Raw genomic sequence first — 12129 nt, forward strand, 5'->3', positions numbered from 1 at the left:
ACCCACTACAGAAGTCAAGATATGCAAATCGTACTCGCTAACCCCCGTGGATTCTGCGCCGGCGTCGACCGGGCCATCGAAATCGTCGATCAGGCGCTCGAAACCTTCGGCGCGCCGATCTATGTGCGCCACGAAGTCGTGCACAACCGCACCGTCGTCGACGGCCTGAAAGCGAAAGGCGCTGTATTCATCGAAGATTTGAACGACGTGCCGGTCGGCTCTACCCTCGTTTTCAGCGCGCACGGCGTCTCCAAGCAGGTGCAAAAAGAAGCCGAGGAACGCAAACTGACCGTTTTCGATGCAACCTGCCCTCTGGTCACCAAGGTGCATATCCAGGTCGCCAAGCACGCCAAATCGGACCGCGAAGTGATCCTGATCGGCCACGCCGGCCATCCGGAAGTCGAAGGCACGATGGGCCAGTATGAAAAATGCACCGAAAACGGCGGCATTTATCTGGTCGAAACGCCGGAAGACGTCGCGACTCTGCAAGTGAACAATCCGGACAATCTGGCCTATGTCACGCAAACGACGCTGTCGATGACCGACACCAAGATCATGGTCGATGCGTTGAAGGCGCGCTTCACCGGCATCAAGGAACAGAAAAAGGACGACATTTGCTATGCGACGCAAAACCGTCAGGATGCGGTCCAGGACATGGCCAAAAAAGCCGATGTGATCCTGGTCGTCGGCTCGCCGAACAGCTCGAACTCGAACCGTCTGCGCGAAATCGCCGAACAGCTCGGCAAGCCGGCCTACCTGATCGATACCGCGCACGACATGAAGCAGGCATGGTTCGAGGGTATCGACGTCGTCGGCGTGACCGCCGGCGCCTCCGCGCCGGAAGTGCTGGTGCAGGAAGTGATCAACCAGCTCAAGCAATGGGGCGGCAAATCGACGGCCGAACTGCCGGGCATCGAAGAAAAAGTCGTGTTCTCGCTGCCGAAAGAATTGAAAAAACACATGGTGCAATAATTGCCCGCCGAACTCGACAGCATCCGCCTCGATAAATGGCTGTGGGCCGCGCGTTTTTTCAAAACGCGCGGCCTCGCCCAGGAAGCGATCGCCGGCGGCAAGGTGCATGTGAATGAACAACGCGTAAAGCCCGGCAAGGAAGTGAAGCCGGGCACGCGCTTGTCGATCACCAAGGATAATCTGCACTGGGAAATCACGATCACCGCGCTCTCCGCACAGCGCCGCCCCGCCAAGGATGCGGTGCAGCTGTACGAAGAAGATCCCGAAAGTCACGCCAAGCGCCAGCTACAAATCATCGAGCAGCGCGAAATGCGCGCGCTGATGCCCCACAACGGCCCGGAGCACCGGCCGAACAAAAAGGAACGGCGGATGATTCATCGCTTCAAGCAGGATTTTTAAGCCCGGTTTACTGAGCGGCACGGGGTTTTAAAACCCCGTGCCAAACGTTTCGGACTGAATAAATATCCCGTCCCCGCCCCCCCGGACACCTCGACTACAAACAGGTCGGCGGCTTCGGCAGTCCCGCCAGTTTGCAGGCATATTTCAAGGGCCCGTCCGGAAACAATTGATGCAGATAGCGGCTATTGCCCTTGTCCTCGCCGAGCGCCTTCGCGATCGCCTTCGTGAACACCCGAGCATTCGGCAGATGCTTGAACTGCCGGTAATAATCCCGGATAAAGAGGATGATCTCCCAATGCGCGGGACTCAGCTCGATCCGGTTCGCCTCGGCGAGCTTTTCCGCGACCACCTCGTTCCAGTCGGCCGCATTGACCAGAAAACCCTGATCGGTCGTCGCCAACACGACATCGTTCACCTTCAACTCCATGATTGAATCAAGGGATGCGCGACGGTCAGCTCGACCAGACCGGTATAATCGATCACTTCGATGCCACCTACGATTTGATCGGCCTCGATGCCGCGGATCATCAAATCGGCGGACAGCGCATATAAATGGTGGTCGGCCAACATCCCTGTCAGACGACCGGCTAACTGGCCATTGCGCAAAATCCCCAGCACCGCGTTTTCCAGAAACACGATGCTGCTGCCGGAATCGATCCGCTCCAATACCGCCGCGGTGATCGGCGAAGCCGAAATCAAATGCAGCATTAATGTGTTTCGGTCAATTTAAGACCGATGATGCCCATGATGACCAGTGAAATCGACATGATCCGGCAGACATCGGCCGATTCCTTGAACAATAAAATACCCAAGATCGCGACGCCGACCGCGCCCATGCCGGTCCAGACCGCATAAGCCGTGCCCAGCGGCAAGGTCTTGATCGCCAGCATCAGCAGATAAAAACTGAACAAGCCGGCGACGCAAGTCACGACGCTCGGCCACAATTTGGTAAAGCCTTCGTTGAATTTCAGGCTCAACGCAAAAATAATCTCCGCAATTCCCGCGGAAAACAACAATATCCAGGCCATTCGGCGCCTCTTGCTTTATTTTGATAAAAACCGTTATTCTACATGAGTGAATGACTGCGATGAAGTCCTGCACCATCGCGACTGCACCGCCTTGCAGACTACCGAGGGCTTATGACGACACTCTATTATTACCACGAAGACTTTCTGAAGCACCAACCGCATTTCAGTCATCCGGAATCGCCTGATCGCCTGCGCCGCATCGAAAAGGCGCTGCAGGCGCCCGAGTTCGCCAACCTAGTCAGAACATCGCCGCCGCTGGGCCCCGCGCAAAAGGATCAGGCGCGGCTGATTCATAGCCAGGCGCATATCGACCGCACTTTACGCCCGATTGCCGAAGGCAGCCATCAATACATCGATGCGGACACCTATCTCTCGCACGGCAGCGCGAACGCGGCCTTGCGCGCGGTCGGCGCGGTCTGCGACGCGGTCGATCAGGTCATGGCCGGCAAGGCGAATAACGCCTTTTGCGCGGTGCGCCCGCCCGGCCATCATGCCGAGCCGAATCGCGCGATGGGCTTCTGTCTCTTAAACAACATCGCGATCGCCGCCGAATATGCGAGGACACGGCATCACCTTAAGCGCGTCGCGATCGTCGATTTCGACGTACATCACGGCAACGGCACTCAAGCCGCGTTCGCCCACCAGGCCGAGGTACTCTATGTATCGACGCATGAAATGCCCCATTATCCGGGCACCGGTTACCCCAGCGAGACCGGCGTCGGCAATATCGTGAATATCCCTCTGAACGCGGGCACCGACGGCGCCGAATTTCGCCGCAAGATCAGCACGATCGCCCTGCCCGCCTTGCGCAAATTCAAACCCGAATTGCTGCTGGTTTCGGCAGGCTTCGACGCCCACCGCGACGACCCGCTCGCGGACATTGCATTGGTCGAGGATGATTATCGCTGGATTACCGAGGAGTTGACCGGAATCGCGGCCGAATTCTGCGGCAAGCGGCTGATTTCGGCTTTGGAAGGCGGCTACAACCTGGAGGCTCTGGCGAAGAGCGTCGCCGCGCATGTCGTGGCTTTGCTACGGGCTTAAAACAACCTTTGGGTAAGAAAGCATTCGGTCAAAAATAATTTTCCGAAATGGGTCGAAGCGAGGTGGGAGCGGTTTGCAACCGCGACTAAAGGCCGTGTTCGCAGGGCAATCGCTTAAAAAGCGCTCCCACATGGCTAGCGCATGCTAACGATGCGTCGCAAACAACGACTTGAACAAGGCATGACTCTTCGCCATCGCGAACTCTTCGAAGGCCGGCTGGTAATGCTTGCGAGCGCGCGCTTTTTGCGCCGCCAGTTGGCGGATCAACTCGTCCAGGGCATTGATGGTCGGCGAAGGCAGCGCGTTCTCTGTATCCTTGGCGCATTGATCGATAAAGTCCATCTGCACTTCGAAATCCTGAAAGTCGCCGAGCACATCCTGCAGCCCTTTGAGCTGCGTGATCAGCTTTTTGATTTGCAGCTTGGGGTATAGGCTCTGGAAAAACTCGATCAGATAGCGCAATTTTTTACAGGTCTTGCGCAGTTCGTGCAAATCCCCTGGCGCCGAATGGATCGTAATCGCGCCGCCTTCCTCCAGGATGCGGCGGTAGGTCTTCCAAATCCGGCGGTCGGCCAGCGTTTTGATATCCATGTGGCTCATTTTCGCCAATTTCGGATAGGCCTGGCTTTTCAGGCATTGCTCCCATTCGACCAATGCTTTCCGGAATTTCGGGGATCGCAACTTGTCGGCCAGATCCTGCTGGTTTTTCAGCTTCTTGTCCTGCAACAAAGTCAAAAACGGCTCGAGATCGGCATGTAAATCCGCAGGCAGCTGCTGTTTGTAGGTTTCGAATTTAGCCAGGTAAACATCGAGATCGCGTGTCGGCGTGGTGACTTGCCCCAGCCAGGAGAAAAAGTCCGTAAAATAAGAGTTTACATCGCTCGGCAGCACGCCCTTGAGCTGGCTGAGGCCGGTACGGGTACGGCGCACCGCGACCCTAAAATCGTGCAGGAACTCGGCATCCAGATCGGCAATCACGCCCTGCTCGTTCGCCTTGATCGTTTTCAGCAAGGTGCTGAAGATCAGTTTGCCGGCCAGATCGGAGCGCATGACCGGATCGAGAACGATTTTGAGTTTGGACGAGTAATCGTTCGGCTTGCGCCCTTCCAGGCCCAGCGCCAGTTCCAGCACCGGACGATCGAGCACCCTGATGCCGAGTTCCTCGGTCAGGGCCGTGGCGATCTGTTCCGCGGTTTTCAGAAAGCCTCTGACCGTCTGAAACGACAGCTGGCCGTTCAACAGGTCATAGTCTTCGAGCAACAGTCGCAGGATGATCTGCTGATCTTGATTGCGCAATAATAAATGATAGGCTTCGTATTCGAGCGTGCAAACCGGCAACAGCGCGCGCTGTTCCAGATACGATTCCAGCGTGGTGCGCACCTTGCCCGCTTTGAAGCGGCTATTTCGCGAAGGCGCTTCGGAGGTTTCCAGCGTCGCAAACATCCGGCCGTTCTGCAAATTTTTCAACACCAGATCGGAAGTTGTTTTGGAACGGTTAAATTCGCACAAAATGCCGTTCTGGTACAGGCGCCAGTCAAAGCTGTCATAATAGGTGCGCAGGCAATATTCCTGCAAAACCAACTGCACGTCGGCAAACCTGCCGAGAGACTCCATCAGTTTATCGACGGCCAGGCCCACGGGTAGTTCGTATCGTAAGTCCATCATTGCCTAATCGTTCCCGGAAACAGTTTTGAGATAAAATGCATAAATCCCTTATACTGCCAGCGTTGTATGACAGTTTAATGACGCCGCCAGCCATAGGCAAACGCCTAAACCGGGCCGGCATAACCTACCATTAGACCTTAAATGGCCGATAAAATTGCAAGAATCTATATTTTAAAGGGTAAAAACGATGAGAGAATTATGGTTACTGCGTCATGGCAAATCGGACCGCGAGGCGGCATGCGCCGATATTGACCGCCCGTTGAAACCCCGCGGCAGACGCGCTGCACAACACCTTGGCGAGTGGTTGCACGAGCATCACTCGCGTCTGGATTTGGTCATCACCTCGCCTGCCCGCCGCGCGCTGAACACCGCGCAACTGGTCTCCGACGCGCTCGGTTTGCATGATCAGCCGACACAGGAGCCCCGCCTCTACTTCCAAGGCATTGACGCCATCAAACAAGTGCTGGCCGAATGTCCGGCCACGACAAAGCACATCCTGTTGGTCGGACACAATCCGGACTTCGAAGAACTCTTGACTGATCTGATCGGCGAAGACAATCTGCCCGATGCCGAAAAACTACTGCCGACAGCGGCCCTGGCAAGACTCGAAATGCCCAAGGACTGGAATGAACTGGAAACGAATTGCGCCAAGCTGATCGATATTCTTTATCCGAAGACATTGCCGGAATAAAAATGACTGCTTAACAGAAAAAAAGGAGAGGGGGAGCAAAATGCCCACCCAATAGAAGAAGAGAGATGGCGGAGCGGACGGGGCTCGAACCCGCGACCACCGACGTGACAGGCCGGTATTCTAACCAACTGAACTACCGCTCCGCGTTAGAAGCCGGCATTTTACAGCATCCCTGAGATTCGTCAAGAAGATTATTACAAATTTATAATGATGAGGCTCTCACCGCGTGCATTTCATGGGCAAGGATGCATCTCATCATGTGGGAACGCTTTTTAAGCGCAATCGTGGGAGTCCTGCGAATACGGTCTTAAGTCGCGGTTGCCAACCGCTCCCACCTCGCATCGACTCATTCGAGAAGGCTATAGGGATATTTTGCCTTATGATGTATAATGCCTCTTTTACGGTGCTTCCGACTTTGCCGTGACATTTTGCAAAAGCGCAACGGAATCGAAAAAAACCCGTTAAGAAAATTTTTCAAGGAATTGAATTTTTTGAAAGAAACCATATCTTATCGATATGTAATAGTTAAGGGGGCGACCTGGCTTCGACGTGGGTAGCGAAACCTTAAGTGCATGCCGAGGACTGTACACCTCGTAAATCCTACAGAAAAAAAGTATTCGCAAACGACGAAAACTACTCAATGGCTCTCGCTGCCTAAAAACAGCCTCCATTCCTCTGACTGTCTGTGCTTATGCGGGCAGAGTTCTTAATGTCCTTCGGGACAAGCGGGACGCTCAGAGGTCATTCACATAAGATCGCGCCAAAATCCGTCCGGTGTGGCGGCGCTAAAACCTTACGGAATCGCTGACAGTTTTCTTGGCCCGACGGGTAGCTGGCAGTTAAATCAAAAGCGCGGGACAAGCATGTAGACCTTACGGCGGAGTACTTGCGGACGCGGGTTCAATTCCCGCCGCCTCCACCATTTAAATCATTGAAAAACAAGGAAGTTTTTCTATGTACATATACAAAATGGCTGCGAAATGGCTGTTGACATTCCCCTTTTTTCTCTCCTTGACGCCAATCTCAGCAGGCGTTTTTCAAGCACCCTTCCCTTTCGGATAAAATTTTTCGCAAAAGTCGCGCGGGCGAGGAGGAGTGAATTTTTCCCGGTGTCGGCGCATGATGGGCGTAGGCTTGGCGGTCGACATGGCTTATACCATGCTTAACAATAAGAATCGGTTGACTTGGGCGCCTGAATTCAGTGAAAATCCGTTTATTAACTTAAGAAGTTAAGCAGGCGTTTAGCTGTGTAGCGACGCAAAAAAAAACCGGCGGTTAAGCCGGTTTTTTGTGGTTGCGCGTGCCCTATTACTTGTTGCCAGCAACAAGAACAGGTTTGGATTTATGGCTTGGCCTGGAAGGGGAATGAGCGACAGGCTTTTCCGTGTCCATCAGTTCGTCGACCAAGGCTTTTTGCTTGTCGATAATGGGATCCAGCAAATAAGTCAGTTCGGCCGGCGCCACTTCGTTGCGTTGGCAGCCGGCCAGCAAGCCGCTTAACGCTTGCAAAGCCAGGATTTGATCGGTCATGCGCTCCATCGTGTCCATGACCTGGCTGTAAAATGCCGCTGGAGTGCTCATGCCGCACCTCCGTTCGCTGCGAACAGATCGACCTGGTCGTGCTCGAGCGCGATCCAGTCGGTGGGAGGAATGGGCTGATTGACGATGTTGCATAGCCGGCGGAGCTGGTCCTGCAGCAGCTTGCGGCGGAAGGCATTCTTGGTCTTGATGATTTGCAGCGACAGCACGTCGATCTGCTTGGCGACGTTGATCTTATCCTTGATCTCGATCGCACCGAAGAACCCGGTCTTGCGGATTTCTGGCAGCACGGTTTCGCACACCCAATTGGCGAACTCTTTGGCCTTGGGTTTATTGGAACGGAAAATCAGGTGGTAGAGGCCGGCTTCGTTGATGAAATAGGCGTCTCTTTCGCCTTTTATGTTGATGAGATTTATCACCATAAACCAGTTTTCCGGCATGTTTTCGAGGGTCATGCTTGGCCAAGAAATATCGAGTACGGCGCAGACGTCTTTGGCGCAGAACCAGACTTCACCGTTTTCATCGGTTGCGTTACGGATATCTGAATCAGCAAACTGGAACGGGTTGGCGAGGGTTTTCAAGTCGTGTGACATGAGTGTCTCCTGTTGGTAGTTGAAGACCTCCACTTGACGTTGCATTTTGGGTGGAGGACTGACACGGGATGCAACTACCGCCCCAACAGAAGCGGCCCGCCTTGCGGCGGCCCATGCCAGCCCTCCATGATGATGTTACCGAAACGGATTTCGGGAACAGAAATCGACAGGCAAAAAAATAGCGCATGATGCGCTGGCATCTGTTGGTTGTGTTGCGGGGTTGCATTCCCGGCTTCCGTTTTTTGCGGAAGCGTGGGTAGGTTAATTACTTTTAGGTCGATTGTTAAAGGCGCTTTTTGTCCAGATGGACTTTTCAACACAATCGATCAAAGACAACCGGATGAAATTTTACTAATCGAAATTACCCAATTATTTTTTGGAAAGCTAACTTTATGAAATACCAATTTCCAGAGCATCACTGCCTTTCGGAACCAGTTGTAAATCATCTTGTTTTCAAAGCGGGAGAAAAGCCTGCCTTAACAGATGCCCAATACGCAGCACTTGATGCAGGAGTGGGTCGTGGTGAAAGTATTCTTGTTGTTTCTCCTACATCTACAGGTAAAACTCAAATCGCAGTTTGGGCAATAGCCAATGGCATTGAGACTGGTTGCAATACGGTTTATTTAGTAACTCACAGAGCTTTAGCCAAACAAAAATTCGATGACTTCAAATCCTTATTGCTCGATAAGTTTTTAGATGGTAATAGCTCCGCTCTTGTTATCGCTACTGGCGACTATGTCATAAATGCGGAAGGCGATGCTCCGACCGACCCTCTAAGTGTGCCTCTGCTGGTTGCCACTTATGAGAAATACTTGGCATTGCTATCAGCATCAGGCGTTCCTACAGATATGGGAAAGACTGTTGTGGTATGTGACGAGATTCAGCTTATCGGTGATAAATCCAGAGGGCAAAACGTCGAGATTCTTTTGACGATGATTCGTAATGCTGGCTGGAAACAGTTTGTCGGACTCTCGGCTGTTTTAGAGCCAAGAGACGCGAACGATCTTGCAAGCTGGCTGGAGGTAACTTTAGTGACTCAACATGCCAGAGAAAAGCATTTACGTTATGAATGCTGGAGTCACAACGGAATTACTGCCGTTACATCGGAGCAACCGGAAAACATTCAAGAAAATTTGCCGCGTCCAGCAGGAGTAAATCTTGAGCCGGTATCGATATTGAATTCTCTTCTTAGCCAGAAGGATAAACCTGTGCCAATTATCGTATTCTGTATGAAAAAACAGGATATGTACATTCTCGCGGAGCGGCTTCTTCCCCAGCTCTCGAATGGCGGACCGATCCAACTATCCATCGTTTTTGACGAGCTACCTGAAACTTCCGCGAATACCTTTTTGGCTAGAACTATAGCTCACCGAGTTGCAATACATAGCGCAGACTTAGTGGACGAAGAACGTCATGTGGTAGAACAACATTTATTAGATGGCAAAGTGGATGTTGTATTCGCCACCTCCACCTTAGCTGCAGGAGTAAATTTTCCATTGGGTGCAGCTATTTTTTCAGATTGGAAGCGATGGGATAGTGATAAACGCGCTTATTTTCCGATTGAAACCTCAGAATTTCACAACATGGCAGGTCGCGTAGGACGAATGGGATTTGAACACGAACAGGGGCGTGTCATATTCTTAGCTAATAGCCCGACTGAAATGTATAACGCTAAGGAGTACCTTAATTTAGGTGCAATGCCATCGCTTGAATCGCGAGTTACGCCACAGCGATTTAATCAGCTTGCTCTTCAGCTTGTGGCATCTGGGCTGTGCAACTCAAGGAACAGTCTGGAAAAATTGATATGCACAACATTAAGCGCTTTACGGGAACAAGACAGAAATAGTACAAATTTCTCAAGATGGCCTATACAGTTATCTGCTGCCATTGAAGAATTGCTTGATGAGGGGTTGCTCCTTGAGACCAGTACAGGGGCATTATCTGTCACTCCGGTGGGCAAAGCTATCGGGTTTAGCGGATTATTGCCCGAAACGGGAGTTTTTCTGCTGAATTATGTTGTAGCTAAAGTTGAGCGGCTTGTTCAATACTTACCTAAGCCAGACAATCCTGGAGATATGTATCGTTTCGCATACTTGCTTTTCTGTTCCTGTTTTTCTTCGCCAGAATTCAGGCGATTCAATCTAAAACCGGCAACTCGCTTTTTACCATGGCCACTTGATAGAGAATGCTTATTTGATGCAGATATATTCCGTGATGACTTGCCCGAACCCGTTTGGCGCGCTGACATTATTCCGATAAATGCTGCGAAATTGAGCATGGATTGGGTCGAGGGAGCTGAAGTTGTAAACTTGGAAAAAAATCTTCCTAACTTGAGTGCGGGAATGCTAAGGGAAATGTTCCGAAATCTCGTCTGGGCTTTACAAGGATTTTCAGCAATTATCACCGCCTCAGCGGATCTATCCGTACATAATTCCTGCAGGCCCAAAGTGCTTCGTAATGCTGATGATAAAATTGAACTGCTCAAGAAGCTACCACGAGTAATCCAAAGACTTGGCATTAGGGTAGCGGAAGGATTGCCGGACGATGCTTTATGGCTAACAAGTCTAAATACGCCCGATGCTAACTTCAGACTATTCCGCCATGAAATTATCTTGCTGCGCAAGTTGGGATATTCGACCCCCGAGTATGTTGTGTTAAATACGCCAGAGGCCAGGGACGCACGACTAAAAGCCTTCAAAAAGGTGAAACCGACTCCACATAATAAAGCAAATTGGCTTCAAGAAGCCTGTCGAGACTGGAAACTAAATCAACGAAAACGCACGGCTGAAAAGCACCTAAAAAGAGCTAGAAGTTGTGCAAATATTGCATTAGTAGGAGCTTATTACAATAAGAAAGGTACCGAGTTTGAGCGAGTGTTTGAAGATATTTTGAATGTTTTAAATATCCAATTTGAAAGACTTGACGATAGAAAAAAAACCGGCGCACCCGACTATCTGGTTCTTCTCGCAGATTCACCTGCGCTTATCATTGAACTGAAATCTAAGCAAGGCGATAACCTTGTTGACTACAACGGAGCAACAGAGGTTCTTGGCGCTTCGGAAATTCACGGACACAGAGACACTTTCTGCGTCACCTTGTGCCATCCGGGTGTTGATCCAAGCGTACCGCTGGTAATTGCTGCCTGCGGCCGGTTAAGTGTTGTAGAAAGTCATGATCTTGGTGAAGCGTTGCTACGGATCTGCGAAGGCAAGCTTACTCAGAATCAGCTTTGGCATTGGTTAGCGAGCCCCGGTCAGGCATTAATTGCTGATCTGCCTTTCCGGGAGTACGTATAGAGCCGTAGGATGGGTTGAAGAAGGAAGCCCATCGTTCGAGATCGAAGGACCGTAGGGCGCAATAGTCGATAGCCGTAATGCGCCGACATTGTTGAACATTCGGCGCAATATGTTTCGCATTGAGCCCTACACGGGCTAAAATTGCAACGGAGGTGTATATATGGCTACTAAATCACAAATAGAATGGACAGAACAAACGTGGAATCCGACGACCGGTTGCACGAAGATTTCCCCGGGCTGCAAGCACTGCTACGCTGAAGTTATGGCCAGCAGGCTGCAAGCCATGAGAGTTCGAGGCTATGAGAATGGCTTCCAATTATCGCTTGTGCATGAAAGGCTTGCACAGCCACTACGTCGCAAAAAGCCAACTCTCTATTTCGTAAACTCCATGAGCGACCTGTTTCACGAGGGCATTCCGGATCAATTCCTTGATCAGGTATTTTCAGTGATAGAGCAAACGCCACAACACACATATCAGATTCTCACTAAACGAGCAGACCGCTTACCAGCGTATTTTCGAAATCGTGCTTGCCCTAGCAATGTTTGGTTAGGAGTCTCGGTTGAGGATCGTCAATATGGTGTGCCACGCATTGATTATCTGCGGCAAGTCGATGTGAAGACTCGGTTTCTATCAGTTGAGCCTTTACTTGAGGATTTAGGCGAAATTAACTTGACAGGTATCCATTGGGTTATCGTCGGAGGAGAATCCGGATCAAGAGCACGGCCCATGAAGCCTGAATGGGTCGAAAATGTAAAGAGGCAAGCCGATGATGTAGGGGCTGCTTTTTTCTTTAAACAGTGGGGCGGATGGGGCGTTGACGGTAAAAAACGTGCTAAAAAAGCAAATGGCCGCATGCTGAATGGCCAAGTTTTTAATGAAATGCCTATTAATTTTTAAGGGT

12 protein-coding genes, 1 tRNA gene and 1 other RNA gene are annotated in these 12129 nt (G+C 51.3%); 7 read left to right on the forward strand and 7 right to left on the reverse strand.

Translation table 11 applies throughout. From position 1 onward, the window contains the following. Positions 1-21: 21 nt before the first annotated feature. Both ispH and METLA_RS0104855 read left to right on the forward strand, forming a co-directional pair. Complete coding sequence (ispH, locus tag METLA_RS0104850; protein ID WP_024297484.1) at positions 22-972, forward strand: 4-hydroxy-3-methylbut-2-enyl diphosphate reductase; 951 nt, start codon at positions 22-24, stop codon at positions 970-972. Next, positions 973-1371, forward strand: coding sequence for an RNA-binding S4 domain-containing protein (locus METLA_RS0104855; protein ID WP_024297485.1), 399 nt, complete (start codon positions 973-975; stop codon positions 1369-1371). A gap of 94 nt (positions 1372-1465) precedes the next feature. On the opposite strand, the gene METLA_RS0104860 is transcribed toward METLA_RS0104855, so the two are convergent. From METLA_RS0104860 to METLA_RS0104870, 3 genes are read right to left on the reverse strand one after another with little or no spacing between them, the layout of a single operon-like run. Then, positions 1466-1798 carry a TusE/DsrC/DsvC family sulfur relay protein gene (locus METLA_RS0104860; RefSeq protein ID WP_024297486.1) on the reverse strand — a complete coding sequence of 111 codons (333 nt, stop codon included), beginning with the start codon at positions 1796-1798 and terminating at the stop codon, positions 1466-1468. Further along, positions 1789-2079, reverse strand: coding sequence for a sulfurtransferase complex subunit TusB (gene tusB, locus METLA_RS0104865; RefSeq protein ID WP_024297487.1), 291 nt, complete (start codon positions 2077-2079; stop codon positions 1789-1791). Before tusB ends, METLA_RS0104860 begins: the two co-directional genes overlap by 10 nt. Beyond that, positions 2079-2399, reverse strand: a complete 321-nt coding sequence (locus tag METLA_RS0104870) for a DMT family transporter (RefSeq protein ID WP_024297488.1) — start codon at positions 2397-2399, stop codon at positions 2079-2081. Before METLA_RS0104870 ends, tusB begins: the two co-directional genes overlap by 1 nt. Before the next feature lie 111 nt (positions 2400-2510). Here METLA_RS0104870 and METLA_RS0104875 point away from each other — a divergent pair, with 111 nt between their 5' ends. Then, the gene (locus METLA_RS0104875) at positions 2511-3443 is read left to right on the forward strand and encodes a histone deacetylase family protein (RefSeq protein ID WP_024297489.1); all 933 of its coding nucleotides are present in this window, start codon (positions 2511-2513) and stop codon (positions 3441-3443) included. A 144-nt stretch (positions 3444-3587) separates the two neighbouring features. Here METLA_RS0104875 and METLA_RS0104880 read toward each other — a convergent pair whose 3' ends face one another. After that, positions 3588-5108, reverse strand: coding sequence for a CYTH and CHAD domain-containing protein (locus METLA_RS0104880; protein ID WP_024297490.1), 1521 nt, complete (start codon positions 5106-5108; stop codon positions 3588-3590). Between the two features lie 187 nt (positions 5109-5295). Here METLA_RS0104880 and METLA_RS0104885 point away from each other — a divergent pair, with 187 nt between their 5' ends. After that, positions 5296-5799: a SixA phosphatase family protein gene (locus tag METLA_RS0104885; protein ID WP_024297491.1), complete on the forward strand. Its 504-nt coding sequence runs from the start codon at positions 5296-5298 to the stop codon at positions 5797-5799. A gap of 66 nt (positions 5800-5865) precedes the next feature. Here METLA_RS0104885 and METLA_RS0104890 read toward each other — a convergent pair. Next, positions 5866-5942, reverse strand: a tRNA-Asp gene (locus METLA_RS0104890). Between the two features lie 386 nt (positions 5943-6328). Between METLA_RS0104890 and ssrA the strand changes: the two genes are divergently transcribed. Beyond that, positions 6329-6721: a transfer-messenger RNA gene (gene ssrA / locus METLA_RS21740) on the forward strand. A 386-nt stretch (positions 6722-7107) separates the two neighbouring features. Here ssrA and METLA_RS0104895 read toward each other — a convergent pair. Next, positions 7108-7380, reverse strand: a complete 273-nt coding sequence (locus METLA_RS0104895) for a hypothetical protein (RefSeq protein WP_024297492.1) — start codon at positions 7378-7380, stop codon at positions 7108-7110. Further along, positions 7377-7976, reverse strand: coding sequence for a BRO-N domain-containing protein (locus METLA_RS21295; RefSeq protein ID WP_084480065.1), 600 nt, complete (start codon positions 7974-7976; stop codon positions 7377-7379). The genes METLA_RS0104895 and METLA_RS21295 overlap by 4 nt, the downstream gene beginning before the upstream one ends. A 347-nt stretch (positions 7977-8323) precedes the next feature. Between METLA_RS21295 and METLA_RS23155 the strand changes: the two genes are divergently transcribed. Both METLA_RS23155 and METLA_RS0104915 read left to right on the forward strand, forming a co-directional pair. Continuing rightward, positions 8324-11227, forward strand: a complete 2904-nt coding sequence (locus METLA_RS23155; RefSeq protein WP_024297494.1) for a DEAD/DEAH box helicase — start codon at positions 8324-8326, stop codon at positions 11225-11227. 160 nt (positions 11228-11387) lie between these two features. After that, the gene (locus METLA_RS0104915) at positions 11388-12125 is read left to right on the forward strand and encodes a DUF5131 family protein (protein ID WP_024297495.1); all 738 of its coding nucleotides are present in this window, start codon (positions 11388-11390) and stop codon (positions 12123-12125) included. The last annotated feature ends 4 nt before the right edge of the window (positions 12126-12129 follow it).

Source organism: Methylomicrobium lacus LW14, assembly GCF_000527095.1.
Taxonomy (GTDB): domain Bacteria; phylum Pseudomonadota; class Gammaproteobacteria; order Methylococcales; family Methylomonadaceae; genus Methylomicrobium; species Methylomicrobium lacus.

Excerpts from the sequence above, each read along its gene's own strand:
- METLA_RS0104880 (WP_024297490.1), bottom strand. The coding sequence starts at position 5,108 with ATGATGGACTTACGATACGAACTACCCGTGGGCCTGGCCGTCGATAAA.
- ispH (WP_024297484.1), top strand. The coding sequence starts at position 22 with ATGCAAATCGTACTCGCTAACCCCCGTGGATTCTGCGCCGGCGTCGAC.
- METLA_RS0104860 (WP_024297486.1), bottom strand. The coding sequence starts at position 1,798 with ATGGAGTTGAAGGTGAACGATGTCGTGTTGGCGACGACCGATCAGGGT.
- METLA_RS0104870 (WP_024297488.1), bottom strand. The coding sequence starts at position 2,399 with ATGGCCTGGATATTGTTGTTTTCCGCGGGAATTGCGGAGATTATTTTT.
- METLA_RS21295 (WP_084480065.1), bottom strand. The coding sequence starts at position 7,976 with ATGCAACGTCAAGTGGAGGTCTTCAACTACCAACAGGAGACACTCATG.
- METLA_RS0104895 (WP_024297492.1), bottom strand. The coding sequence starts at position 7,380 with ATGAGCACTCCAGCGGCATTTTACAGCCAGGTCATGGACACGATGGAG.
- METLA_RS23155 (WP_024297494.1), top strand. The coding sequence starts at position 8,324 with ATGAAATACCAATTTCCAGAGCATCACTGCCTTTCGGAACCAGTTGTA.
- tusB (WP_024297487.1), bottom strand. The coding sequence starts at position 2,079 with ATGCTGCATTTGATTTCGGCTTCGCCGATCACCGCGGCGGTATTGGAG.
- METLA_RS0104885 (WP_024297491.1), top strand. The coding sequence starts at position 5,296 with ATGAGAGAATTATGGTTACTGCGTCATGGCAAATCGGACCGCGAGGCG.
- METLA_RS0104875 (WP_024297489.1), top strand. The coding sequence starts at position 2,511 with ATGACGACACTCTATTATTACCACGAAGACTTTCTGAAGCACCAACCG.
- METLA_RS0104915 (WP_024297495.1), top strand. The coding sequence starts at position 11,388 with ATGGCTACTAAATCACAAATAGAATGGACAGAACAAACGTGGAATCCG.